At 70.4% G+C, this 25658-nt stretch carries 19 protein-coding genes; 5 read left to right on the top strand and 14 right to left on the bottom strand.

The window, feature by feature from the left end; genetic code table 11:
- The first annotated feature begins 50 nt into the window (after window positions 1-50).
- Together ABZ434_RS27550 and ABZ434_RS27545 are read left to right on the top strand one after the other, a co-directional pair.
- On the top strand, window positions 51-728 hold the full coding sequence (locus ABZ434_RS27550; RefSeq protein WP_359142224.1) for a DUF305 domain-containing protein: 678 nt from the start codon (window positions 51-53) through the stop codon (window positions 726-728).
- Window positions 729-826: 98 nt separating this feature from the next.
- Entirely contained in the window at window positions 827-2200 is a 1374-nt protein-coding gene (locus tag ABZ434_RS27545; RefSeq protein ID WP_359142222.1) for an FAD-dependent oxidoreductase, read from the top strand.
- Between the two features lie 41 nt (window positions 2201-2241).
- Here ABZ434_RS27545 and ABZ434_RS27540 read toward each other — a convergent pair whose 3' ends face one another.
- The gene (locus tag ABZ434_RS27540; protein ID WP_359142220.1) at window positions 2242-2610 is read right to left on the bottom strand and encodes a helix-turn-helix transcriptional regulator; all 369 of its coding nucleotides are present in this window, start codon (window positions 2608-2610) and stop codon (window positions 2242-2244) included.
- A 149-nt stretch (window positions 2611-2759) separates the two neighbouring features.
- On the opposite strand from ABZ434_RS27540, the gene ABZ434_RS27535 reads away from it, so the two are divergent.
- The gene (locus ABZ434_RS27535; RefSeq protein WP_359142218.1) at window positions 2760-3344 is read left to right on the top strand and encodes a YdeI/OmpD-associated family protein; all 585 of its coding nucleotides are present in this window, start codon (window positions 2760-2762) and stop codon (window positions 3342-3344) included.
- A gap of 7 nt (window positions 3345-3351) precedes the next feature.
- On the opposite strand, the gene ABZ434_RS27530 is transcribed toward ABZ434_RS27535, so the two are convergent.
- The 7 genes from ABZ434_RS27530 to ABZ434_RS27500 all read right to left on the bottom strand — a co-directional run bounded on the left by ABZ434_RS27530 (window position 3352) and on the right by ABZ434_RS27500 (window position 11140).
- The gene (locus ABZ434_RS27530) at window positions 3352-3768 is read right to left on the bottom strand and encodes a thioesterase family protein (RefSeq protein ID WP_359142216.1); all 417 of its coding nucleotides are present in this window, start codon (window positions 3766-3768) and stop codon (window positions 3352-3354) included.
- 64 nt (window positions 3769-3832) lie between these two features.
- Window positions 3833-4912 (bottom strand): aldose epimerase family protein, encoded by a 1080-nt coding sequence (locus ABZ434_RS27525; RefSeq protein WP_359142214.1) that lies wholly within the window; start codon window positions 4910-4912, stop codon window positions 3833-3835.
- Between the two features lie 100 nt (window positions 4913-5012).
- Window positions 5013-6047, bottom strand: coding sequence for a LacI family DNA-binding transcriptional regulator (locus ABZ434_RS27520; protein WP_359142212.1), 1035 nt, complete (start codon window positions 6045-6047; stop codon window positions 5013-5015).
- A 98-nt stretch (window positions 6048-6145) separates the two neighbouring features.
- Window positions 6146-7186: an ABC transporter permease gene (locus ABZ434_RS27515; protein ID WP_359142210.1), complete on the bottom strand. Its 1041-nt coding sequence runs from the start codon at window positions 7184-7186 to the stop codon at window positions 6146-6148.
- On the bottom strand, window positions 7183-8157 hold the full coding sequence (locus ABZ434_RS27510) for an ABC transporter permease (protein ID WP_359142208.1): 975 nt from the start codon (window positions 8155-8157) through the stop codon (window positions 7183-7185). The genes ABZ434_RS27515 and ABZ434_RS27510 overlap by 4 nt, the downstream gene beginning before the upstream one ends.
- Window positions 8154-9869 carry an ATP-binding cassette domain-containing protein gene (locus ABZ434_RS27505; RefSeq protein ID WP_359142206.1) on the bottom strand — a complete coding sequence of 572 codons (1716 nt, stop codon included), beginning with the start codon at window positions 9867-9869 and terminating at the stop codon, window positions 8154-8156. The genes ABZ434_RS27510 and ABZ434_RS27505 overlap by 4 nt, the downstream gene beginning before the upstream one ends.
- Before the next feature lie 185 nt (window positions 9870-10054).
- Window positions 10055-11140 (bottom strand): ABC transporter substrate-binding protein, encoded by a 1086-nt coding sequence (locus ABZ434_RS27500; RefSeq protein WP_359142204.1) that lies wholly within the window; start codon window positions 11138-11140, stop codon window positions 10055-10057.
- A 680-nt stretch (window positions 11141-11820) separates the two neighbouring features.
- On the opposite strand from ABZ434_RS27500, the gene ABZ434_RS27495 reads away from it, so the two are divergent.
- Window positions 11821-14268 carry an RICIN domain-containing protein gene (locus ABZ434_RS27495; protein ID WP_359142202.1) on the top strand — a complete coding sequence of 816 codons (2448 nt, stop codon included), beginning with the start codon at window positions 11821-11823 and terminating at the stop codon, window positions 14266-14268.
- A 173-nt stretch (window positions 14269-14441) separates the two neighbouring features.
- Entirely contained in the window at window positions 14442-16712 is a 2271-nt protein-coding gene (locus ABZ434_RS27490; protein WP_359142263.1) for an AbfB domain-containing protein, read from the top strand.
- Between the two features lie 89 nt (window positions 16713-16801).
- Here the strand turns inward: ABZ434_RS27490 and ABZ434_RS27485 are convergent, their stop codons facing one another.
- The 6 genes from ABZ434_RS27485 to ABZ434_RS27460 all read right to left on the bottom strand — a co-directional run bounded on the left by ABZ434_RS27485 (window position 16802) and on the right by ABZ434_RS27460 (window position 25643).
- A complete protein-coding gene (locus ABZ434_RS27485) occupies window positions 16802-17314 on the bottom strand; it encodes a GNAT family N-acetyltransferase (RefSeq protein ID WP_359142200.1) in 513 nt (170 codons plus the stop codon).
- A 152-nt stretch (window positions 17315-17466) separates the two neighbouring features.
- Entirely contained in the window at window positions 17467-20763 is a 3297-nt protein-coding gene (locus tag ABZ434_RS27480; protein ID WP_359142199.1) for a LamG-like jellyroll fold domain-containing protein, read from the bottom strand.
- 206 nt (window positions 20764-20969) lie between these two features.
- The gene (locus ABZ434_RS27475; protein WP_359142197.1) at window positions 20970-23408 is read right to left on the bottom strand and encodes a GH92 family glycosyl hydrolase; all 2439 of its coding nucleotides are present in this window, start codon (window positions 23406-23408) and stop codon (window positions 20970-20972) included.
- Window positions 23409-23663: 255 nt separating this feature from the next.
- Window positions 23664-24761, bottom strand: coding sequence for an NADH:flavin oxidoreductase/NADH oxidase (locus ABZ434_RS27470; protein WP_359142195.1), 1098 nt, complete (start codon window positions 24759-24761; stop codon window positions 23664-23666).
- Window positions 24762-24881: 120 nt separating this feature from the next.
- Window positions 24882-25154 carry a DUF1876 domain-containing protein gene (locus ABZ434_RS27465; protein WP_356319528.1) on the bottom strand — a complete coding sequence of 91 codons (273 nt, stop codon included), beginning with the start codon at window positions 25152-25154 and terminating at the stop codon, window positions 24882-24884.
- Between the two features lie 93 nt (window positions 25155-25247).
- Window positions 25248-25643 carry a hypothetical protein gene (locus tag ABZ434_RS27460; protein WP_359142193.1) on the bottom strand — a complete coding sequence of 132 codons (396 nt, stop codon included), beginning with the start codon at window positions 25641-25643 and terminating at the stop codon, window positions 25248-25250.
- Between the last annotated feature and the right edge of the window lie 15 nt (window positions 25644-25658).

The raw sequence follows: 25658 nt of genomic DNA, 5'->3' as shown, positions 1-25658 counted from the left end.
TTGGCGTGCTAGGACAGAGCGCAACCAGCCCTGTGCCCACGGAGGTCGCTTTGTTGATTCGTCGTCAGTCCCTGCGGTTCCGCGGATTCGTCCTCGGTGCGGCCGTCGCGGCCATCGCGCTCGCCTCGGCCGGCTGTGACGCGGGCAGTGGTGACAGCGGCTCCAAGTCCGCAGTCCACACCGCGGGTTCGGTCGTGGCGCCCGGGAGACCCGGCGAACCCGCACGGACCCTCTCCCCCTCACAGGCCGTCAAGGAGGCAGGGGTCGACACCCCCAACTCGGCGGACGTCCGGTACGTACAGCTGATGATCCAGCACCACGCGCAGGCGCTGGAGTTGACCGGGCTCGTTCCCACCCGCTCCCGTTCGGCCACGGTCAAGAGGCTTGCCGAGCGCATCACCGCCGCCCAGCAGCCCGAGATCGGCGCGATGGAGGGGTGGCTGACCCGTCACGGACGGTCCGGGGAGTCCGGCAAGCACAACCACGGCGCGATGCCCGGCATGGCCACTGCCGGCCAGTTGGAGGAACTCAGGGGCGCGAAGGCAGCGGCCTTCGACACGTTGTTCCTCAAGCTGATGATCACGCACCACCAGGGGGCGATCACGATGGCGACCGAGGTCCTCTCCGAGGGCAACAACGTGCAGGTCGAGGAGATGGCAGGCGACGTGGTGGCCCAGCAGACCACCGAGATCGACCGGATGCGCGCCCTCTCCTCCTCGGACGGCTGACGCCCGGAGGACATGTTTCGCACGTACATGGGGCGCGTCCCTCCCCCACCGGGCCCGCCGGTGCGATGCTGGAGACACCCTCCGGGAAGAGGTGCGCCGTGCTCCGTGTCGCCGTCGTCGGCTCCGGCCCCAGCGGGGTCTACACCGCCCAGGCCCTGGTGGCCCAGACCCTGGTGCCCAATGTGCGGGTGCACGTCCTGGACCGGCTGCCCTGCCCGTACGGGCTGGTGCGGTACGGCGTCGCACCCGACCACGAGAAGATCAAGTCGCTGCAGCAGAGCCTGCGGGCCGTCCTGGAGCACGAGCGGGTCACCTTCGTCGGCAATGTCGCCGTGGGCAGGGGCGGAGTGCCGCCCGAGCGGCTGGGCGAGCTCTACGACGCGGTCGTCTACTGCGTGGGGGCGGCCACGGACCGTCCGCTGGGCATCCCCGGGGAGGATCTTCCCGGCAGCCACTCGGCGACCGAGTTCGTCTCCTGGTACAGCGCCCACCCGGACACGGCCGCGGGTCGCTTCGCGCTGCGGGCCCGCTCGGCCGTCGTGATCGGTGTCGGCAATGTGGCGGTCGACGTGGCACGGATCCTCGCACGGGGCGCCGAAGAGCTGCGGCCCACCGACGTGCCCCAGCCCGCGCTCGGCGTGCTGGCCGGCAGCCGGGTACGCGAGGTGCACATGGCGGGCAGGCGTGGGCCCTCCCAGGCACGGTTCACCACGAAGGAGCTCCGCGAGCTCGGCTCGCTGCCCGGGGCCCGGATGGTCGTGGACCCGGCGGAGCTCGCCCTGGACCCGGCGTACGGCACTGCGGCGCCGGGCTCCCCTCCACTGCCGGCGCTGGTGCGGCGAAACCTCGACGTGCTGCGCGGATGGGCTTCCGAGGCGCCCCGGCCGGACGATGTCCGCCCGAGGACCATCGGGCTGCGATTCTTCCTGCGCCCCGTCGAACTGCTGGAACGCGACGGCCGGGTGGCAGGGGTCCGGTTCGCCCGAACCGCCCCCGACGGGAACGGCGGGGTGCGCGACACCGGTACGTACGAGGAGATCAGCGCCGAACTCGTGTTGCGGGCGGTCGGCTACCGGGGCATGCCGCTGCCCGGCCTGCCGTTCGACGCGGTCCACGGCACCGTCCCCCACCAGGCCGGACGGGTGCTGCGGGACGGGGTGCCCGCGCCCGGGGAGTACGTCGCGGGGTGGATCAAGCGCGGTCCGACCGGTGTCATCGGATCGAACCGTTCGTGCGCGAAGGAGACCGTCGCCTCGCTCGTCGAGGACGCTCCGCTCCTGTCCGGGCGCCCGTCCGCCCCGGACCCGCTGGCCGTGCTCCGGTCCTGGGGGCTGCGGCCGGTGGAGTGGGACGGCTGGCTGTCGATCGAGCGGGCGGAGGCGACGCTGGGGCGCTCGCTCGGCCGGGGGCCGGTAAAGATCCCTGACTGGCCGGGGCTGATGGGGGCGGCACGCGGTGACGCCCCAGCATGACGAACGGGTGCGCCGGGCTGCCCGTCGACCGCCCCGGGCCGTCAGCCCTCGCCGAGGCGGCCCGCCTGGAGGCCGGCCGCTTCGAGCACGCGGTCGAGCAGTCCGGGGAACAGCGCCTCCAGGTCCTCGCGCCGGAGCCCGTTCATCTTGGCCGTTCCGCGGTAGATCTGCTGGACGATCCCGCTCTCGCGGAGAACCCGGAAGTGATGCGTACTGGTGGACTTGGTCACCGGAAGATCGAACCGGGAGCAGGTGAGCTCACCGTCGGCGGCGGCCAGTTCGCGGACCACGCACAGCCGCACCGGGTCCGAGAGCGCGTGCAGGACCGCCTCGAGCCTGATCTCGTCGCGTGCGGGGTGGGCCAGCGTACGAGCACCGGCTGCCGGGTCAGTGGCGCTGGCAGGGGTCACGATCGCTCCGCATCGTCGCTTCGTCCGGGGCCCCCATGATACGAGACCCTTCGTAGTTCGGGGCATGAGGACAGATTCTGGCCTGAATGAGGATGAGCGTGGCATCACCAGCGGGCGCGGAGCCCGGCGGCCTCAGGAGGCGCAGTCGTATGACGGACACCCTGGACACCCCGGAGAACGCACGTCCCTTCCCACGGGTCGAGCAGCTCGAATCGTGGCTGGAGAAGCACCACGCGGACCGGACCGGACTCTGGCTGAAGGTCGCCAAGCGCAACTCGGGCGTGGAGTCGGTGAGCGCGGCCGACGTCATCGACGCCGCGCTCTGCTTCGGCTGGATCGACGGGCAGCGAAAGTCCTGCGACGAGGTGTACTACCTCCAGCGGATCACTCCCCGCCGACGCCGGAGCGCGTGGTCGCTGATCAACGTGGAGAAGGTCGGGGCACTGGCCGAAGCCGGGCGGATGCGCCCGGCAGGTCGTGCCGAGGTCGAGGCCGCGCGGTCGGACGGGCGGTGGGCGGCGGCGTACCCGTCGCAGAGCAGGGCCACCGTCCCGGACGACCTCACCGCGGCCCTGGAGGCGGACGAACAGGCGCGGGTGTTCTTCGAACAGCTGGGCCGGTCGGACCGCTACCTGGTGCTCCTTCGCCTCATGACGGCCACGGCCCCCGATGTCAGGGCGGCCCGCCTCCGGAAGGCGGTGGCCTCTATGGCGGCGGGCCGGAAGGTCCGCTGAAACCCGGTCAGCCGCTCAGCAGCTCCGGATCCTTGGCGAGCGAGGCGAGCCGGTCGGCGGGGTCGGCGACCAGCCGGCGCGTGGTGAGGTCGAGGACGCCGGCCACGCCCGTGATCTCGGCAGCCACCGTGCCGTCCTCCTTGAGGATCTGCTGGGCGACGGTGAACGTCTTGCCCTGCCCGTAGTCGAACCGGCAGGACACCCGCACCCGTTCCCCGCCCTTCAGTTCCTTGCGGAACTTGACCGTGACCTCCAGCGCGACGGGTCCCACTCCATCGGCCAGTAGCTTGTCCTGGGGCAGTCCGGCGGCCCGCAGCAGCTCCCAGCGCGCGTGCTCGGCGTACTGGAGGTAGACGGCCTGATTGAGGTGTCCCTGCGTATCGAGCTCGTAGCCCCGTACGGTCACGTCCACAAAAAAGGTCATGGACGTCGGAACAGCGCGGCCCATTCCCGCATTCCCGCACCGGCCCGCCCGGGTGGCGCATCGGTCAGTCCGTTGCGGTGGTGAGGTGCGGGAACCTCAGCTCGGTGCGGCTCGCGAAGACGTCGTCCGGGCGCAGGACGGTGCCGGGGTGGCCGGGGCGGTTGGGCGAGTCCGGCAGGTGCTGGGTCTCCAGGCAGACGGCGCTGTGGCGGTCGTGCCGGCCGCCGTCGGGTGCGGCCAGGGTGCCGTCCAACTGGTTGGCGGTGTAGACCTGGATGCCCGGTTCGGTGGTCCACACCTCCATGACCCGCTCGGCTCCGGGGGCGGTGAGCCGGGCGGCCCGGCGCAGACCGCCCGGTGCTGCGGGCCCGTCGAGGACCCAGCAGTGGTCGAAGCCGCCGGCGCGGCGCAGTTGCTCGTCCGGGAGTGCGATGCGCTCCCCGATGCGGTGCGGGGCGGTGAGGTCGAACGGGGTGGCGTGGACCGTCGTGGCGGGGCCTTCCGGGATGCCCTCGTCGTCGACGGGGAGATAATCGCCGGCGTCCACCTGGAGCGTGTGGCCGAGAATGTCGCCCTGTGCGGTGAGGTCGAAGTAGGCGTGGTTGGTCAGGTTGACGACAGTGGGGCGGTCCGTGGTCGCGGTGTAGTCGAGGGCGAGGGTGCCCGCCGTGTCGAGGGTGTACGTCACGGTGACGTCCAGCGTGCCGGGGAAGCCCATGTCGCCGTCGGGGCTGCGCAGGGTGAGCCGGAGTGTCGCGGCCGTGTCGGTGGCCTCTCCCGTGGCCTCCCAGACGCGGGTGTGGAAGCCCTCGGGGCCGCCGTGCAGGGCATGGCCCCGGTCGGTGGCAGGGATCCGGTACGACGCTCCGTCGAGGATGAAACGGCCGTGCGCGATGCGGTTGGCGAAGCGTCCGATGAGGGCGCCGAAGAACGGGTTCTTGCCCGTGTAGTCGTCGAGGGAGACCAGCGACCGCACGACCGACGCGGATGCTCCGCCGGTGTCCGGCACGGTGAGACGGTGCAGGATGCCGCCGTAGGTGAGGATCTCGGCCCGGACTCCGGTGCCGGAGTCGAGCGTCCAGACGTCGACGTCCATGTGCTCATGGGCACCGAACGGTTTGCGGTTCACGGTGGGGCGAGGCATCAGAGTTCCTAGGGACGAGCGGACGGCCCGGCCGGGCGAGTGCGGCGGGCCTGGACACAATCGCCGGACTCCCCCGGCGGGGCGGGGTCCGGTGCCGGGTCTACGGCCCGGTGGGCTCCGCGGGCGGTCGGGGAACGGTGGATTCGCGGACGACGAGCCGGTAGCCGGGCCGGGGCCGCCGGGGTTCGGAGACCGGGTTGCCGGAGAGGCGTTCGACGAGGCTGTCGACGGCGAGCCGGGCGATCGCCTCCTTGTCGGGGGCCACCGTGGTGAGCGTCGTGGCCCCGTAGAGGCTCTCTTCGATGTCGTCGAACCCTACGACGGCCACGTCCTCGGGAATGCGCAGCCCCCGTTCGGAGAGCGTGCGCATCGCCCCGATGGCGATGAGGTCGTTGTACGCGAACACGGCGTCGGGCCGTTCTCCGCGGTCCAGGAGTGCGGCCATGCCGCTGGCTCCGTCCTCGCGGCCGTAGCCGTCCGTGACGACCACGAGTGCCTCGTCGGCCTCGATGCCCGCGGCCGCGAGCTCCTCTCGCCAGCCGCGCAGCCGCAGATGGGCCGGCTGGCGTTCGCGTCCGGTGCGCGAGCCGAGGAAGGCGATCCGGCGGTGGCCGTGGTCGATGAGGTGGCGCACCGCCTCCCGGGACGCGGCCACGTTGTCGATGGCGATGTGGTCGTACGGGGCTTCGTACTCGCGCTCGCCGAGCAGCACCAGGGGCGCGGTCTCCGTGCGCGCCATCAGATCCTCGGTCTCCAGGTGGATCGGGCTGAGGATGAGGCCGTCGATCACATGGGACCGGAATCCCTGGCTGACCAGGAGCTCCTTCTCCCTCAGCCCGCCGGTGTGGTCGACCAGCACGGTGTAGTCGTGCCGGGCCGCGGCGTCGACGACCTCTCCGGCCAGCTCGGCGAAGTACGGGTTGCCGAACTCGGGGACGGCGAGGGCGATGATGCCGGTGCGGCCCTTGCGCAGGTGGCGTGCGGTGAGGTTCGGCCGGTAGCCGAGCTCGTCGATGGCCTGCTGCACCTTGGCCCGCATCTTCGGTGTGACGTGCTGATAGTTGTTCACCACGTTCGACACGGTCTTGATGGACACGCCCGCCCGTTGCGCAACGTCCTTGAGGCTGACGCCCACGGCACTCCCTGAATCGACTTGTCGCGCGTAGACGCGCACTGGCCCGGCTCTGCCGGTTCGGCTGTGACGGTGCCGGGGCCGCCGGCCCCGGCACCGGTTCAGGTGCTTCTGCGGCTGCGCGCCAGATAGCGCTGGGCCACGACGACAACGATAAGGAAACCTCCGCTGACGACGGACTGGTACGAGGAGTTCAGTGAACCGATCTGGTTGATCAGATTCTGGATGACCTGGAGCAGCAGGACGCCCCACAGCGTGCCGCTGATCGATCCGGCTCCGCCGATCAGGAGGGTGCCGCCGATGACGACGGCGGAGATCGCGTCGAGCTCCATGCCGACGCCGACGATGGTGACGCCGGAGGAGAGCCTCGCGGCGCTGAGCGCACCGGCGAGTCCGGCCAGCAGTCCGCTGAGCGTGTAGACCAGGATCTTCGTGCGGGCGACGGGCAGGCCCATCAGCATGGCCGCGTCGTTGCTGCCGCCGACCGCGAACAGTGTCTGTCCGAACGACGTGCGCTGGAGGAGCAGTCCGCCGATTCCGAACAGGACCAGGGCGATCAGGATCGGGTACCCGAAGCCCCAGATGCTGCCCTGCCCGAGTTCGGCGAAGGCCGAGCCCTTGGGGACCAGGTAGGTCGTGTTCCCCTCGTCCGTGATCGCGAGGAGCAGGCCACGCGCTCCCAGCAGGGTGGCGAGCGTGACGATGAAAGGTGCCATCCCGGCGCGGGCCACCAGGAATCCGTTGAGCAGTCCGATCGCACCGCACACCACGAGGGGGACGAACAGTGCGGCCAGGAAGCCCCATTGGGAGGCCCAGGCGGCGAGCACGCCGCCCAGGGCGAACACGGATCCGACGGACAGGTCGATGCCGCCGGTGATGATGACCATGGTCATGCCGAGGGCGACCACGGCGGGGAACGCCGCCTGAACGGTCACGCCCCTGGCGTTGTCCAGGGTTCCGAACGTGGGGTAGACGAAGGAGGCGACGATCACGACCGTGATCAGGACCGCGAGCACGCCCTGGCGCTGGAGGAGTTCGGCGATGCGCTGCCCGGTCGCGGGGCGGGGTGTGCCGCCGGCCGCTGCCGGTGTCTTGCGCGGCACCGGGGCCTGAACCGCGGGGGCAGGTGAGGTTTCGTTCATCGGGACCGACGCTCCCGGGCGACGTAGACGGCGGCGATGATGATGGCCGCCTGGGCGATCTGTGCGGTGGAGTCGGGCAGGTCGTGCTTGACGAGGGTGGCGCGCAGCAACTGCATCAGCAGGGCGCCGGCGACCGTGCCGAGGACCCGGATGGAGCCGCCGTTGAGCGGCGTGCCCCCGACGACGACCGCCGTGATGGCGGAGAGTTCCATGAGCGTGCCGAGCGAGGAGGGGTCGCTGGCGGTGAGCCGCGCGGTGGCGAGGATGCCCGCGAGGGCTGCCAGCACCCCGCAGAGCACGTACACACCGATGAGCACGCGCCGCACGGGCAGCCCGGCGAGCGCTGCCGCCGGCCGGTTGCCGCCGATGGCGACGACCTGGCGGCCGAAGGTGGTGCGCTGGACCAGGAAGGCGACCGCGACCGCGAGGACTCCGGCGATGAGCACGACCAGCGGGATGCCGAGGAAGGAACCGGTGCCGAGCGACAGCAGGTCGGGGTTGACGATCTGCTTGAGCTGGCCGTCGGCCATGACCAGGGCCAGGCCACGCCCGCCTACGAACAGGGCGAGGGTGGCGACGATCGGCTGCAGCCCGACGAGCGAGACCAGTGAGCCGTTGATCGCTCCGACCAGGGCGCCGGCCAGCAGCGCCATGACCAGGGCGGCCACCAGCCCGTACCCGAGGTAGAGCGGCAGGAGGGCGGTGGCCAGCGCCATGGTCGAGCCGACGGAGAGGTCGACGCCCTCGGTGCCGATCACGAGCGCCATGCCGAGGGCGACGATGACGATGGGGGCGACCTGTACGAGCTGGGTGCGGAGGTTGTCCGCGGTCATGAAGTGCTCGGTGAACAGGGCGTTGAAGAGGAGGACGACCGCGACGGCGAGGTAGACGCCGTACTCCTGGTACCAGGCGGGGTCGCGCAGCCGGGTCAGCGGCCGGGCTGCGGGGGTGGAGAGAGCGGCCTGGGTCATCGGGGGTCCTCCTTGGCGGCCGGGGTGTTGCCCGCGGGCGCCGGTGAATGGTCGGCGAGTACTTCGAGCAGATGGCTCTCGGCCACCTCGTCGCCCGACAGTTCGCCCGCGACCGCGCCACCGCGCAGGACGACGATGCGGTCGGCGCCCTCGATGAGTTCCTCGATGTCGGAGGAGATGAGCAGGACGGCGAGGCCCTCGCGGGCCAGTTCGTCGATGAGGCTCTGGACCTCGGCCTTGGCGCCGACGTCGATGCCGCGGGTGGGTTCGTCGAGCAGCAGGACCTTGGGCTCGAGGCAGAGCCAGCGGGCCAGCAGTACCTTCTGCTGGTTGCCTCCGGAGAGCTCGCCGACCTTCTGCTCGGGGCTCGCTGCCTTGATCCGCAGCCGCTTCATGAAGATGTCGACGATGCGGTCCTGCTTGGCACGGGAGACGATGCCGGCACGGGAGAGGCGGGGCATCGCGGCCAGCACGATGTTCTCGCGGACCGAGAGTCCCGGCACGATGCCTTCGGCCTTGCGGTCCTCCGGGAGCAGGCTGATGCCTGCCCGGATGGCGCCGGCGGAGGTGAGGCGGCGCAGGCTGCGGCCGCCGATGCTCAGCTCGCCGGAGTCCAGGGAGAGTGCGCCGGCCAGGGCCTTGGCCGTCTCGCTGCGGCCGGAGCCGAGGAGCCCGCCGAGGCCGAGCACCTCGCCTGCGTACAACGACAGGGATATGTCGTGGAGCTGGTGGTCGCGGGAGAGGCCGGTCGCGGTGAGTACGGGGGTACGGGAGGCGTCGTGGCCCTCGGAGCCGAAGCTGGTGAGGCCGGAACGGCGGACCTCGGCCATGTCGCGGCCGAGCATCATCGAGACGAGCTGCATGCGGTCGAGGTCGGCGAGGTCCCCGGTGTGGATGTGCCGGCCGTCGCGGAGCACGGTGACGCGGTCGCAGATGCGGTAGAGCTCGTCCATGCGGTGGCTCACGTAGAGCACGGCGATGCCGCGGGAGCGCAGGTCCTCGATGACCCGGAAGAGGGTCTCGACCTCGCGCGGCTCCAGCGAGGAGGTGGGCTCGTCCATGATGACGACCTGGGCGTTGACCGAGACGGCGCGGGCCAGCGCGACCATCTGCTGGGTGCCGATGCCCAGGGTGTGCAGGGGCCTCTTCGGGTCGACGCGGACGCCGAAGCCGTCGAGCAGTTCGGTGGTCTCGCGGTGCATCCGGGCGAAGTCGATCAGGCCGAACCGGTTCTTGGGCTCACGGCCCAGGAAGATGTTGCGCGCCACGCTCATCAGCGGGACGAGGTTCACTTCCTGGTAGATCGTGGAGATGCCGGCCTGCTGTGCCTCGAACGGCCGGGCGAAGGCGATCTGTTCACCGGCCAGCCGCAGTTCGCCCTCGTCGGGCCTGTAGACGCCGGTCAGTACCTTGATCAGGGTGGATTTCCCGGCCCCGTTCTCCCCCACGAGTGCGTGGGTCTCCCCGGCGCGCAGGGAGAAGGAGACGTCGTCCAGGGCGACGACGCCCGGGAAACGCTTGCTCACCGAACGGGCTTCGAGGACGGTCGCGGCCGTAGCGGAGTCCGGGGAAGCTCCGGCGGCGGGCGCGGAGTCCGGGAAAGCTCCGGCGGCGGGCGCGGAGTCCGGGGAGGTACCGGCTGCCGGCGCGGATGCCTCCTTCGCTTCGGCGGCCGGCTGCGGCGGCTGCGATGCTGCTTCGGGTGGTGCCATGGCTGTTCTTGGCCTTCCGCTCTTCCAAGGGTGTGGGCCCGGGGCCGCCGTGACGGGTGGCGGTGTCACGGCGGCAGGTGTGCCGGCGGGCCCGGTGCGGGCCGGGGCCGCGTACGGATCGGTACGCGGCCGGGCCCGGCCGGCGGGCCCCCGCCGGCGCTACGGACGGGTGGGGCCGGTCCCGGTCAGAACGCGCCGCCGAGCGAGGCCTTGGCATTCGACTCGTCGTACGCGCGGTCGCTGATGATGACGTTCTCAGGGATCTCCTCGCCGCCGTAGAACTTCTGGGCGGTCGCGAAGGCCAGCGGGCCGAAGCGCGGGTTCGACTCGATGACGGCGTTGTACTCGCCGTTCACCAGCGCCTGGACGGCGTTGCGGGTGCCGTCCACGGAGACGATCTTGACGTCCTTGCCGGGCTTCTTGCCGGCGGCCTTCAGCGCGGTGACGGCACCGAGGCCCATCTCGTCGTTCTCCGCGTAGACGGCGGTGATGTCGGGCTTGGACTGGATCAGCTGCTCCATGACCTGCTGGCCCTTGTCGCGGGCGAACTCACCGGTCTGCTGGGCGACGATCTCCAGGCCGGGGGCCTTCGCCTTGAGCTGGTCGACGAAGCCCTTGGTGCGGTCGGTGGTGACGTTGTTCCCCGAGGCACCGAGGAGGATGGCGACCTTGCCCTTGCCACCGGTGGTCTTGATCATCGCGTCCGCGGCGCGCTTGCCCTGCTCCACGAAGTCGGAGCCCAGGAACGCCACATAGTCCTTGCAAGCGGTGGAGTTGAGCTTGCGGTCGATGGTGAGGACGGGGACCTTCTTGGCGGCGGCGGCCTTCAGCGCAGGCTCCAGGCCGTCGGAGTTGAGCGGGGCGACGATGAGGAACTGGGCGCCCTGGGACAGCATGTCCTGGATGTCGCTGATCTGCTTGGACAGCTGCGACTGGGCGTTGGTGGTGAGCAGCTTCTTGACGCCGACCTTCTTCGCCTCGTCCTTGATGGACTGGGTCTCGGCGATCCGGAACGGGTTGGCCTCCTTCTCCGACTGGGAGAAGCCGACCACCGCGTTCTTCAGGTCCAGCTTCGGTGCGCCATAGGTCTGCAGCGAGCAGCCCGAACCGGAGGAGGATTCCGGAGTCTTGGCCGCCTGCGCGCCCTGGCTGGTGTCGGTGGCCGCGTTGTCCGAGGTCTCCGACTTGGAGCAGCCGGAGGCGGCCAGCGTGGCGGTGGCGGCGAGGAGGCAGGCCACGGCGAGGGTACGGGTTCGACGCTGGATCATCATGCGCGGGAGCTCCTTGGCGGGGTGACGGCACGCCGATGGGCGTGCGGTCGGGCATGGCTGGACGATGCATCGGCTGCCGCTCGGCGGCTGATGTCACTGCATTCCTCACGACCCCGCCAGTGCCGCGTCAGCCAAGGTTTGCCCGGTGAGGAGCGGCGTCAGGTGCGTGCTCTCGGCGTGCCGGCCGGAAGTCCTCGTACTGGACGTACTCGGGCTTTCGGCCGGCGCGGCGAGAGTGCGTGCCGGGCGTCGCGACGGGGCGAACCTTGGCCGACGCGGCACTAGCTGGACGAACTGCGGTCGTGAGTGTCTGCGCGGCCTCTCGGCGGCTCGGTTTACAACGTTATATATGCGCCGCGGCACGGGCGGCAAGAGCGCTGTCGATGCGTTTCCAAAATGTGTCGGAGTCACGCGGCAGCGGCGGACCGATCCCGCCCCACCGGTTGCCGCCGCACCTCTGGACAGCCGCCCGACACCGTGCTGTCATACCGCCGGTACCCAATTTTCCAACGTTGCAAGCACGTTGCCGCGCCACCCCTCCGGTCGCGACGGCGTGCCCTTGTCATGCGCGCGTCCGGAATCCTCTCGGGAGCCGGTGGGCGTCATGGCAGCCCCGCACGTGTCATGTGCCGAATCCGAGCCGGAGCCCCGAACGGCCGGCCGAGACCAGGAGCCCGTCCATGCCCCTGAACCGCAGACAACTCATGGCCGGTGCGTTGGCCACCGTCGCAGCCACCACCGCCATGTCCGGCCGCTGGGCCGCCACCGCGACCGCGGCCGGGCACCGGGCGAAGCCGGCCCGCGGCGGGCACTACTCCCCCAACGCCGCCCCGCTGCACCCGACCGCGTTCCTGAAGCTCCCGCCCGGCCGGGTCACCGCGCGCGGCTGGCTGGCCGGACAGTTGAAGCTCCAGCTGGACGGACTGTGCGGCCGCTACGAGGAGTTCTCGCACTTCCTGGACTTCACGGCCACCGGCTGGGTCCGTCCCGATCTCGGCGGCTGGGAGGAAGTCCCCTACTGGCTGCGCGGATACACCGACCTCGCGATCGTGACCGGCGACGCCACGGCCCTGGCCGCCGTGCGCCGCTGGTTCGACGGGATTCTCACCACCCAGCAGTCCGACGGCTTCTTCGGCCCGAAGGCGCTGCGTACGTCCCTGAACGGCGGCCCCGACTTCTGGCCGTTCCTGCCGCTGATCCAGGCCCTGCGCTCCTGGCAGGAGTACTCGGGCGACACCCGTATCGTCCCCTTCCTCAGCCGCTTCTTCCGGTACATGAACGCCCAGGGGCCCGGCGCCTTCAACACCAGCTGGATCGCCCTGCGCTGGGGCGACGGCCTGGACAGCGTCTTCTGGCTCTTCAACCGCACCGGCGACACCTTCCTCCTGGACCTCGCCGACAAGATCCACGCGAACGGCGCCGACTGGGGCGACAACCTGGTCAACCTGCACAACGTCAACATCGCGCAGGGATTCCGGGAGCCGGCCCAGTACGCGCTGCGCAGCGGATCGCCCGAGGACACCCAAAATACGTACGGAACGTACGGCAAGGCCATGGACCAGTACGGGCAGTTCCCCGGCGGCGGCTTCGCCGGGGACGAGAACGCGCGGCCGGGTCACGGCGACCCCCGGCAGGGCTTCGAGACGTGCGGAATCGTCGAGTTCATGGCCAGCCACCAATTGCTCACCCGGATCACCGGCGACCCGCTGTGGGCCGACCGCTGCGAGGAGCTGGCGTTCAACTCGCTCCCCGCTTCGCTCGACCCCTCCGGCAAGGCGGTCCACTACATCACCAGTGCGAACAGCGTCGATCTGGACGACGCCCCCAAGAGGGACCGCCAGTTCCAGAACGGCTTCGCCATGCAGGCGTACCTGCCCGGCGTCGACCAGTACCGCTGTTGCCCGCACAACTACGGCATGGGCTGGCCCTATTTCGTGGAGGAACTGTGGCTCGCCACCCCGGACGGGGGTCTCGCCGCCGCGATGTACGCGGCCTGCGAGGTCACCGCGAAGGTCGCGGACGGCACCGAGGTCACCTTCACCGAGGAGACCGGCTACCCCTTCACGGACACGGTCACCCTGACCCTGAAGTCACCGAAGCGCCTGCGGTTCCCCCTGGTGATGCGCGTTCCCGCCTGGTGCGACAGCCCGGAGATCACGGTCAACGGGAGTCGGGTCGATGCCCCCGCCGGCCCCGCCTTCACCCGGGTCGACCGCACCTGGGCGGACGGCGACGAGGTGACCCTCCGCTTCCCGCAGAGGACGACCGTCCGCACCTGGGAGCAGAACCACGGTGCGGTGAGCGTGGAGCGCGGTCCCCTCACGTACTCCCTGCGGATCGGTGAGGAGTACCAGCGCATCGGCGGCACCGACCAGTTCCCCGAGTACGCGGTGCACGCCACGGGTCCGTGGAACTACGGACTCGTCCTCGACGACCGGAAGCCCGCCGCCTCGCTGCGCCCCCACCGGGTCCGCCACGTCCTGGACGCCAACCCCTTCACGCTCGACGGCACCCCGCTGACCATGACCGCGAAGGCCCGCCGGATCACGGAGTGGACGGCGGACGGCGAGCATGTCGTGGCCCCGCTCCAGGACGGTCCGGCCCGCAGCACCGAGCCGGTGGAGGAGATCACCCTCGTCCCCATGGGCGCGGCGCGGCTGCGCATCACGTCCTTCCCCACAGCTGATCCCGGCGCGGATCCCTGGCTCTCCGACCGCTGGTACCGGATCCGCAACCGGCACTCCGGCAAGGTCCTCGGCGTCGACACCATGTCCACGGCCAACAGCGCCCACGTCGTCCAGTTCGGTGACACGGGCACGGACGACCACGACTGGCAGTTCGTCCCCGAGGGCGACGGCTGGTACCGCATCCGCAACCGGCACTCCGACAAGGTCCTCGGCGTCGACACCATGTCCACCGCCAACAGCGCCCACGTCGTCCAGTTCGACGACAACGGCACCGACGACCACCTCTGGCAACTCGTCCCGGACGGCGACGGCTGGTACCGCATCCGCAACCGGCACTCCGACAAGGTCCTCGGCGTCGACACCATGTCCACCGCCGACAGCGCCCACGTCGTCCAGTTCGACGACAACGGCACCGACGACCACCTCTGGCAACTCGTCTGACCCCTGACTGTTCCACGCAATCCCGCACCGCTCCCCGCGCCGCCCGGCGCGGGGAGTCTCCCCCACGCGGGGGCCGAACCGAACGAAGGAGACGACCGATGAGCCGTTTACGTGTGCCCGGCCGAAAGCCGTGGTGGAGACGGGCGATCACCACGACCGGACTGCTGGCGCTGGTGTCCACCGCACTGGTCGGAGTCGGCTCGGCTCCGGCCGGCGCCGCGTCCTGGGCACCCAAGCCGTCCCCCATGACGACACCGTGGACCAGCCAGGTCCCCGTCGACAAGCCGCTGCCCGAATACCCGCGCCCCCAGCTGACGCGCCCAGACTGGGCCAACCTCAACGGTATCTGGGACTTCGCGGTGACCGGCCGTGACGCCGGTCAGCCGGCATCGTTCCCCGACCAGATCCGGGTGCCGTTCGTCGCCGAGTCCGCCCTCTCCGGCATCCAGCGCAGGATCACCGAGAACGACAAGCTCTGGTACAAGCGCACCTTCACCGTGCCGTCGAACTGGAACGGCCGCCGCGTCGAGCTCAACTTCGGCGCCTCCGACTGGCAGACCACGGTCTGGGTCAACGGCACCCAGGTCGGCGCGCACAAGGGCGGCTACGACTCGTTCGCGTACGACATCACCCCGCAGCTCAACGGCGGGACCAACACCGTCGTGGTCTCCGTGTACGACCCGACGCAGACCGGCGGGCAGGCCGTCGGCAAGCAGCGGATCAACGACGTCCAGCCGCACAGCGGCGGCGGCATCTTCTACACGGCGGCCTCCGGCATCTGGCAGACGGTCTGGCTGGAGCCGGTCGCGGCGGCCCACATCACCCGCCTGGACATGACACCGAACCTCGGCAGCAGCACCCTGCGGGTCAAGGTGCAGGGTGCCTCCGCGGCCGGGCGCAGTACCCGGGTCACCGTCTCCAGCGGGGGAACCGTCGTCGGGACCGCCACCGGGACGGTGGGATCCGAGGTCGCCGTGCCGGTGCCGAACGCGCATCTGTGGACTCCGGAGGACCCGTTCCTGTACGACGTGAAGGCGGAGCTGCTCGACGGGTCCGCGGTCACCGACTCGGCCGGCAGTTACGCTGGCATGCGGTCGATCGCCGTGGCGAAGGTCGACGGCGTCCTGCGCCCGGTCCTGAACGGGAAGTTCGTCTTCCAGACCGGCACCCTGGACCAGGGCTACTGGCCGGACGGCATCTACACCGCACCGACCGACGCCGCCCTGAAGTCGGATCTCCAGGCCCACAAGGACCTGGGCTTCAACATGGTCCGCAAGCACATCAAGGTCGAACCGCAGCGCTGGTTCTACTGGGCGGACAAGCTGGGCCTCCTCGTCTGGCAGGACATGCCGGCCATGGACACCGGAAAGACCCCCGCCGCGGCGGCCCGCACCCAGTGGGAGGCCGAGTTCCACGCGATCATCGACCAGCACCGCAGTTCGCCCTCGCTGGTGATGTGGGTCGACCAGAACGAGGGCTGGGGGCAGTACGACCAGGCGCGGATCGCCAACGAGGTGAAGGCGTACGACCCGTCCCGGCTGGTGAACAACATGAGCGGCGTGAACTGCTGCGGCTCGGTGGACGGCGGCAACGGGGACGTGATCGACAACCACATCTATGTCGGGCCGGGCAACACCGCGCCGACCGCCACCAGGGCGGCCGTGCTGGGTGAGTTCGGCGGCCTCGGCTACAAGGTGCCCGGCCACGAGTGGTTCCCGGGCGGCGGGTTCAGTTACGAGGACCAGGCGAGTCTCTCCGCGCTGAACAACCGGTTCGTCGGGCTGCTCGACAGCATCCGCGTCGGACAGTTGCCTGCGGGCCTCTCCGCCTCCGTGTACACGGAGATCACCGATGTCGAGAACGAGGCGAACGGGCTGCTCACCTACGACCGCCAGGTGGTCAAGGTGGACACGGCACGGGTGCGGGCCGCGAACCAGGCCCTCATCAACGCCTCACGGAACCCGGCCCCGCCGGTGACCCTGCCCACCGGGCAGTTCAAGTCCCTGCGCGTCACCACTCCTGGGTACACCGACAAGTACCTGCGCCATCAGGACGCGCTGGCCTTCACCGCGGTCGTCGACGGAGCGAGCAGCGCGCTGCTCAAGAACGACGCCACCTGGAAGATCGTCACGGGGCTCGCCAACAGCAACTGCTACTCGCTGGAGTCCCGCAACTATCCCGGCGAGTACCTCCGGCACCGTGACTTCCGGGTCCGGCGCGACGCCGACGACGGCTCGGCCCTGTTCAAGGCCGATGCCACCTGGTGCGCGGTCGCGGGTTCCGGAGGCGTGCGGCTTTCCAGCGCCAATCTGCCGGGGAACTATCTGCGGCACATCGACTCGGAGGTGTGGCTGGCCACGCCTGGCGGTACGCACGCCTGGGACAACCCGGCCACGTTCACCGAGGACACCACCTGGGCGGTGGAGGCGCCCTGGGCGCCGTGATCTGACTCCGCCCGCTCCCCCGCACGGGCCGACGGCCCGGATGCAACGCGACCGCGTCGCATCCGGGCCGTCGGCCTGCTGTCGTGCTGCTATCGCTCCCCTGCATCGGGGGCGACGTAGGTGTGCAGCAGCGCCGTCCGGCCGTCGGCGGTCCTCCAGTCACCGGGGCGGCTGCCGCCACGGCACCATCCGACCCGTTCGTAGAGGGCCATGGCGGCCCTGCCGCCGTCCTCCACCTCCAGGACCGCCCGCAGATTTTCGGCAGCCGCAGCCTTCGTCACGGTGGCGAGCAGAGCACTCGCCACACCCTGCCTGCGTGCCGATGCCGTCGCGAACAGCCGTGCCACGGCTGCCAGTTCCTGAGCCGGACGTCCCACGTCCGCCGCCAGCGCCTCGTCCGCACGGGTAAGTGCCACATGGCCCAGGACGTCCGGGCCCTCCATCACCACCCAGGCGCCGAGCATGCTGTCCGGCGTCAGCCAGCCCTCCGGGTCGGCCGGCCACCGGGCCGGGTAGCGGTCCGCCTCGTACACGGTGGCCAGCGCCTCGACACACGCCTTCAGGTCGTCGTCGTGGCGGTTGCGGATCTCCGGCTCTCCCATTCCTCGATCCTCACACGCTGTCGCCCCGGCGGGTGCGCCGGGGCGCGGCACATGCCGCTGCCTGCTGCCGCACCAATGCGGCAGCAGGCAGCGGTTCAGTGCTTCACTGCTTCAGCGCTTCAGCGCTTCAGCGCTTCACGATCGGCCTGGACCTACGGCTGTTCGGTGTCGTGCAGCGCGCTCACCTCGTCGGCGGTCAGCGCCTTGTCGTACACCGCGACCTGGTCGACGGAACCGTTCCAGAAGTCGGTGTTCGCGCCCGACCACTTGGCGCGGCCCACGGACAGGGCGCCGCTGCTGACGTCGGCCGATCCGGCCGGCGCGGTCGCGGCGAGCTTGCCGTCGACGTACAGCTTGATCTCGTCACCGCTGCGGACACCGACCACGTGGTACCACTGGCCGAGCTCGGGCTTCATCTCCAGCCGGGCGCGGTGGGCACCCGGGGTGGAGAAGGCGAATCCGCCCTGACCGTACTGGAGGTAGAACGGGTTCTCCTGGCGCCGGCCGTCCTGGCTGACGATGGTGGCGTAGTTGCCGGGCAGGGCGTCCAGCGAGGCCCAGGCGGAGACGGTGTAGTCGCCGGTGGTGTCGACGACCGGGCCGTCGGTCTCGGCGTACTGGCCCGCGCCGTCGAACTTCAGCGCCGCGCCGTGCACGCCGGCCGTCCAGGACGTGCCCTCGGAGAGGGTGAGGTCCTTGTGGTTCGGCCCGCTGTCGGCGGCCACGGTGCCCTTGTTCTCGTCGAGCGACCAGGCGCCGCCGCCCTTGACCTCGTCCCGCTCACCGGCCGCCGCGCCGGCGGCGATGACTTCCTGGTTGATCTTGCGCACCTGGGCGGGGTCGACCTTGATCTCGCGACGGTCGTACGTCCAGAGCCCGTTGAGCTCGTTCTCCAGGTCGGTCACCTGGGTGTAGATGGAACCGGAGAGTTCGGCGCCGGCTGCCTCGAGGTAGTACTTACGGGTGTTCTCGACGTACTTGGCGGTCAGCGCGGCCTTGTCGGCGACACCGCTGTAGATCGCGGTCGGCGCGCCGGGCCACATGTGGCCCGGCATCCGCAGGGTGAATCCGCCGTGCTCACCGTCCATCGCCGCGCGGTTGTCGTCCGGGAAGGCCGGGTCGGTGTTGTTGTAGTCGTGGTGGTCGATGATGTCGCCCTTGCCCGAGTCACCCTTCGAGTTGCAGCAGTTGACACCGCTGTGGGCGTTGACGACGCGGGAGGGGTCGGCGGCCTGGACCTGTTCGGTGATCTTGCCGGTCTCGGTGCGGTCCCACTCGCCCCAGCCCTCGTTGAAGACGATCCAGGCACCGATCGAGGGGTAGTTGTGCAGCTGCTTCATCATCTCGGCACCCTGGTCGAGGAAGGCCTTGTGGCCCTTCTCGCCGGTGAGGTTTCCGGAGACGAAGTCCTGCCACACCAGCAGACCCATCTGGTCGGCGTGGTAGTACCAGCGCGCGGGCTCGACCTTGATGTGCTTGCGCACGGAGTTGAAGCCGAGGTCCTTCTGCGCCTTCAGGTCGAAGACCAGCGCGTCGTCACTGGGCGCGGTGTTCAGACCGTCGGGGTAGAAGCCCTGGTCGAGCTGGGCGAGGGAGAAGAACGGCTTCCCGTTGAGGACCAGCTTCTGGTAGCCGCCGACCTCGGCGACGCCGAAGGAGCGCATGCCGAAGTAGCTGTCGACGGTGTCCTTCGAGCTGCCGTCCTTGAGGGTGACCTCCAGGTCGTACAGGTACGGGTCGTCGGGCGACCACAGGTGCTGCTTGGCGACCGGCAGACTCAGCTCGCTGTTGGCCGGGCCGCTGACCCTGCCGACGACCTTGCCCTTCTTGTCGCGGGCGACGGCGGTGATCCGGGCGGACTTCGAGGCGTCCTTGGAGTTGACCGTCAGGGCGAGCCGGCCCTTGTCGATGTCCGGGGTGGTCGTCAGGGAGTCGACGGCCGCGGGAGCGACGGGCTCCATCCAAACGGTCTGCCAGATACCGGAGGAGGCGGTGTAGAAGATGCCGCCCGGATTGGCCGACTGCTTGCCGGTGGGCTGGTCGGCTCCGGTGGTGTCGGTGACCGCGACGACGATCTCCTGGGGACCACTGCCCTTGACCGCGTCGGTGATGTCGGCGCTGAAGGCGGTGTAGCCGCCGGTGTGCTCGGCGACCTGCTTGCCGTTGACCCAGACGGTGGCCTGGTAGTCGACGGCACCGAAGTTGAGCTTCAGGCGGTTGCTCTTGCCCTTGTCGCCCTTGTCGCCCTTCACGGACCAGTTCTTCGGGACGGTGACGAGCTTGCGGTAGAACATGTGGTCTTCGTGGCGCTCGAGACCGGAGAGCTGTGACTCGACGGGGTACGGCACGGTGATGCGCTCACCGAGCTTCTTGCCGAAGACGGGCTTCTCGTCGGCCTCGGCCCCGGCGAACTCCCACGGGCCGTTGAGGTTCTTCCAGTCGTCGCGCACCTGCTGCGGCCGGGGGTACTCGGGCAGCGGGTGGTTGCGGTCGACCTTGTCGCCCCACTTGGTGGTGAGCCGGTGCGTGGACAGGTTCTTGGCCGTGCGGCTGATCTGCGGGACGGTCTCGCCGCCCGCCCGGAGGCCGGCTTCCCCGTCGTAGGTGACCCTGACCTGCTGGTCCTTCAGGACGGGCCCGGTCAGGGTGACGTTCAGCGCCTTGGAGTCGCCGGGCACGGGGGCGACCGACTTCACCGGGATGGGCGAGGTGTCGGCCTCGATCGTGAGGTGGTCCTTCAGCGCCGCGTAGTCGCTGACCTTGTCGTCGAACGTCGCCCGGAGCGTGAGCCCGTCGTCCGATACGCCGAGCCCGACGGGGTAGACCTCGAATCCGGCCGGCGGGGTGAAGGCGGACTCCGGCACGATCTGCCGGGCGAGCTTCGCGCTCGACCAGCGCAGGAACATGTTGGCGCCGCCGATGTCCTGGAACATCTCCAGCTTGAACTCGTGCGGCTCACCGGCCTTGAGCGCGACCGGCTTGCTGGTCTGCTCGTTGTCCCAGTCGGGCACCCAGTGGTCGATGACCACCTGGCCGTCGATGAAGAGCCGGAACCCGTTGTCGCCGCTCGCGGCGAAGGTGTAGTCGCCGTCCTCGGGGGCCGTGATGTTGCCGGTCCAGCGGGCGGTGGTGTTCTCGGTCCGGCCGGTGGTGGACTCGAACGTGCCGGTGAGGCCGGGGAAGTTGATCTGCGGGTCGAGGGCGACCCCGCCGAGCTTGTCGAAGTCCCGCGCACCGGGCGCGGACATGCTGAAGTACTCGCCCTTCAGCCCGTGCACGGCGGTGGCGGGGTCGCCGGCCGTGAACGTGGTCGCGGAGGCGGCGCCGGCGGCTGCGGCGGGGGTGGCTGCGGCGGCCGGGACCAGGGTGGCCCCGACGGGTATCAGGAGTGCGGCAGCGCAGGCAACCGTTCTCAACACAGCGCGGGATCGGGGTACTTGTCGTCTCAAGGCGTCGTCCTGTCGAGAGAGCTCACGTGCCTCGAACGTGTGAGGCACAGCACATAATCCAACATTGAGCCACAGCATCAAACGCAAAACAACAGTCGTGCACGGAGAATTTTCAACGATATAAATTCGTGGCCCGGGACGGGTGCAACGCCCGCGCCGGATCGCCGTCGTCGTAACGGGCGATCCGGCGCGGGCCGGGGGCCGGACTACTGCGGCAGCCCCGACGGATCCGTCGCCCACGAGGTGTCGGCCGTTCCCGACAGCCGGAAGGCCAGCGTGCCGCCCCTGGCGAGCAGGCTCGCGTCCGTCCACGAGCGGTCGTGTACGCGCCCGTCGACCGTCACCGCGTCGATGTACGGATGGTCAGCGTCGGCCGCCGGCGCGGTGATCGTGATGTCCCTGCCGCGCGGCCGGTCGATCACCGCCCTGGGGAACAGCGGGGCACCCAGCAGCAGTTCGCCACCACCGGGCGACTGCGGGTACAGACCCAGTGCCGAGAAGACGTACCAGGCGGACATGGTGCCCAGGTCGTCGTTGCCCGGCAGGCCACTCGGCCCCGTCCCGTAGACCGTGTTCAGGATCTCGCGCACCGTCTCCTGGGTCTTCCACGGCTGCCCGAAGGCGTTGTACAGCCAAGGGGCGTGGATTCCGGGCTCGTTCGTCGGGTCGTAGCGCACCGCGTCACCGCCCTTGACCGACCAGGAGCCGTCCGCCTTGTGGAAGAAGCCGTCCAGTCGCCGCGCCGCCACCTCCCGGCCGCCCATCGCATCGGCGAGGCCCTGGACGTCCTGCGGGACCATCCAGGTGTACGTGGCGCTGGTGCCCTGCGCGAAGCCGCGGTCGCTGCCCGGGCTGAACGGCCCGACCCAGGAGCCGTCGAGGTTGCGGGCCTGGATGTAGCCGTCGGTACCGGCCCCGTCCGTGGCCCCGGGGTTGTACACGTTGCGCCACCAGCCGCCGCGCTCCTTGAACGCCTCGGCCTCCTCGTCACGCCCGAGCAGTTGCGCCCAGCGCCCGAGCGCGGCGTCGGCGACCGCGTCCTCCAGGGTCTCGGCGGCGCCGCCCCAGCAGTGGCAGACGTCCTGCGGCGCGTAGTGGGACTCCAGGTACTGGGCCAGGTTGGGCCGCTGACCGGTGCACTGTCCCGGGCAGCCGGCGTCCGAGAGCCCGTCGTCCACGGGGACGGTCGCCTGACGCGCCAGCGACTCGTACGCGCCCTCGTAGTCGAAGTTCCGTACCCCCATGGCGTAGAAGGTGGCAAGGGTGGCAGCGGTGGGGTCACCGGTCATGACGTGGGTGGCACCGTTGATGTGCACCCAGCGGTCCCACACGCCGTTGTTCTGCCGCGCGAAGTTGTACAGCGACTGGGCGAAGTCCCCGGCGATCTCCGGCTTGAGGAGGGCGAGCAGTTGTATCTGCGCCCGGTACTGGTCCCAGCCGGAGAAGTTGCTGTACTGCGCCCCCTGTCCGCGCTCGGTCCGGTGAGCCTTGCCGTCCATGCCGGGGTAGCGGCCGTCGGTGTCGCTGATGAGATTGGGCTGCATCAGGGAGTGGTACAGCGCGGTGTAGAAGGTGGTCCGCTGGGCCTCGGTCCCGCCGCCCGTACGTACGGAGTTCAGCTCCCGGTCCCAGCTCCGGCTCGCCGCCGCCGCGACGTCCGCCACGTCCGCCCTAGGGGCGATCTCCTCCCTCAGGTTGGCCTCGGCGCCCGCCTGGCTGACGTAGGAGATGCCGATCCGCATGCGCACATCGCTGTCGGAGGTGGTGTCGAAGCCGACCCAGCCTCCCGATCCGCGACCTGCCCGGTCCGCGCCCGTGGCGTATCCCTCACCTCCGCCGCCCTCGGTCGAGCCGGGGGCGAGCGTGCCGTCCTTCCAGGTGCCGGTGGAGGAGAAGGCCCGGTCGAAGGAGGCGGTGAAGTAGAGGCGGTAGTAGCTCTTGCGGTTGTTGGTGCCGCCGTTGGCGCGGCGGCCGCAGAAGGCACCGGTGAGCACGGAGCCCGTGACCTTGCGGTGCGCGGGGTCGATCCGCACCTGGGCGTCCTCGCTGCCGTTGAGCGAGTTGGAGACCCGGAAGAGGAGGTTGGCGGGCTTCCCGGCCGGGAATGCGAAGTCGGCCACGCCGGCCCGGCGGCTCACCGCGAGGTCGGCGGTGGCTCCGGAGTCGAGGCCGAGGGTGTAGCGGCCCGGGACGGCACGCTCGTTGTCGTGCGAGAAGTCCGCGGCGTAGACGGCGTCCTTGGTGTCGGCGGACGGCGACGAGGTGACGTCCCCGACGAACGGCATGATCGGGATGTCACCGGCCGCGCCGGGATTGCAGCCGGCGCCGTTGACATGGGTGAGGCTCAGTCCGCGCAGCCGGGTGGCACCGTACTCGTAACCGTTCGCGGCACCGGTGCTCGTCTGGTCACCCCGGGTGCTCGTCGGCGACCAGGCGATCATGCCGTACGGGAGGGTGGCGCCGGGAAAGGTGTTGCCGCCGTTGGCGCTGCCGATCAGCGGGTCCACGTAGGCGGTGGGGCGGGTGACGGGCGCGGCGGCCTCGGCGGCGGGGGGCAGCACGGCGGCGGCCAGTGTGCCGGTGATGACCACGGCGGCTGTTCGCGCGGCGAGGCGCCTAGTCGCGGTCAGCGGTCTGGGGGGCATGTCGCGGTACCTTCCAGGGAGTACGGACAACGTTGTCAGGAGCCGGACCACGGCCGGTGACAACGTTGATCGATTCGCGGCCGAGCGTAGATCCCCCTGGCGCAGGAGGGAATGCCCCAGCCGTCTTCCCGGATGAATGCGCGGTGAACGGAACGCCGCGATCAGGACGGTACGTGCGCAATCGCCCCCATCGCGGCGCCCGCCCGCCGTGGAAGGACGGCGGGCGGGAACGCGAGGGGGGCGGAACGGGCGCGGTCAGATCGCGTAGTCGTACTGCTCGGGAACATGCGCCCGGCCGTTCAGTTCGCGTGCCGCGTGCTGCGCCCAGGACGGGCTGCGCAGCAGTTCGCGGCCGAGGAGCACGGCGTCCGCGCCGCCTTCGGTGACGATCTTCTCCGCGTGCTGCGGGTCGGTGATCAGACCGACGGCCGCGACGGGAAGCCCGGTCTCCCGCTTCACCCGCTCGGCGAAGGGAACCTGGTAGCCGGGGCCGGTCGCGATGCGGGCACGGGGGGCGTTACCGCCGGTGGAGACGTCCAGCAGGTCGACGCCGTGTGCGCGGAGCTCCTCGGCCAGCCGTACGGTCTCGTCCGCGGTCCAGCCCTCGCGCTCGTCCTCGGGGTTCTCGGTGAGCCAGTCCGTGGCGGAGATCCGGAAGAAGACGGGCAGGTCCTCGGGCCACACCTCCCGGACGGCGTCGACGACCTGGAGGGCGAAGCGGACGCGGTTCTCGTAGCTTCCGCCGTACGCGTCGGTGCGGCGGTTGCTGTGCGGCGAGAGGAACTGCCCGACGAGGTAGCCGTGCGCGCCGTGCACCTCGACGACCTGGAAGCCCGCCTCGAGCGCGCGGCGCGCGGCCTCACGGAAGTCCGCGACGATCGCTTGGATCTCGTCGACGCTCAGCTCGTGCGGCACCGGGTAGCCGGCGTCGAAGGGCAGGGGGCTGGGGGCGACGGGCGTCCAGCCATGCGCGTCGGGCCCGACGGGTCCGCCGCCGGTCCAGGGGGCGGCCGTGGAGGCCTTGCGGCCCGCGTGGGCCAGCTGGATTCCGATGACCGAGCCCTGCGCCCTGACGAAGTCGGTGATCCGGCGGAACGCCGCGACCTGGGTGTCGTTCCAGATGCCGAGGTCTGCCGGGCTGATGCGCCCCTCCGGGCTCACAGCCGTCGCCTCGGTGAGGATCAGCCCGGTGCCGCCGGTGGCGCGGGCGGCCAGATGCGCGAAGTGCCAGTCGGTGGGGACGCCCGTCTCGGGTCCCTCCACTGCGGCGCAGTACTGGCACATGGGTGCCATCCATGCCCGATTGGGCACGACAAGCGACCTCAGGGTGAAGGGCTCGAAAAGGGCACTCACGACGGACTCCGTTTCGCCGGGTACGGAAGGATCGCTAGTACGATACATCCCGTACTACGACGTCCGTCAAATTACGACGCCTCTCGTACAAGGGGCGAAACGGAGCCCGGAGCCACTTCGTCAGGTCAGCGGGTACGAGGAGCGGCCGGACGCCTCGTCGATCTCGTCGTGGGCCTTGGTCAACAGCTTCATCGCCAGTTCGTTGAGTGCACGGGCCCCCGCGATCTCCTCGCCCACCCTGGGCTGCTCGGAGTCGGAGGGATGGCGGCTGGCATAGCCGTGGGCGCGGACCTCGCTCCCGTCGGAGAGCCGCACCAGGGCGGCCGCGCGGGTGCGGTGCGTGTCTTCCTCGAATTCCAGCTCGATGTGCCATCCGACAGCCGTCTGTGTCATGGCGCTCACCTCCGGAGCCTCTCCTCCAGGGTGCGCCCCGTCCCGCGGCCGCGCACGACAGGGCGCACACGGGAATCAACGGGTTGCGCGGGCTCAGGGCCCGGGCCGGCGCCCGCGGCGGCGCAGCGTGATGCGGGCGTCGGCGTCGTAGAGCTGGTTCCAGCTGCGTCCCGCGCCCGACTTCCATGTGATGTGGGCGGTGGCCCCGTCGATCCGGACGGAGTCCACGGTCATCGCCCGGTCCCCGTCCCGTACGTCCCCGCGGCGCAGTTCGTCCGCCCTCACGGTGACCGGCTCAGCCGGCCGCGCGCTCTCGGCCTCGTCCGCCGCGAGGCCGAGAGCGGTGGCCAGTTCCCGGGCCCGGGCCGGGGTGCAGATCAGCGAGAGCTCTCCCGACGGTGTGCCGACTGTGATCTCGACCCCCGAACCGGCGGAGGTCACCTCCAGTCGGCCGGCCGGCACAACGTTGTCCTCGTTGCCGCTCTTCATTCGCTCTGCTCTCCC

It is taken from the genome of Streptomyces sp. NPDC005761 (genome assembly GCF_040630635.1).
Classification (GTDB): domain Bacteria; phylum Actinomycetota; class Actinomycetes; order Streptomycetales; family Streptomycetaceae; genus Streptomyces.
Note: the sequence above shows the minus strand (reverse complement) of the source record. Positions and strands in the feature narration are given on the sequence as shown.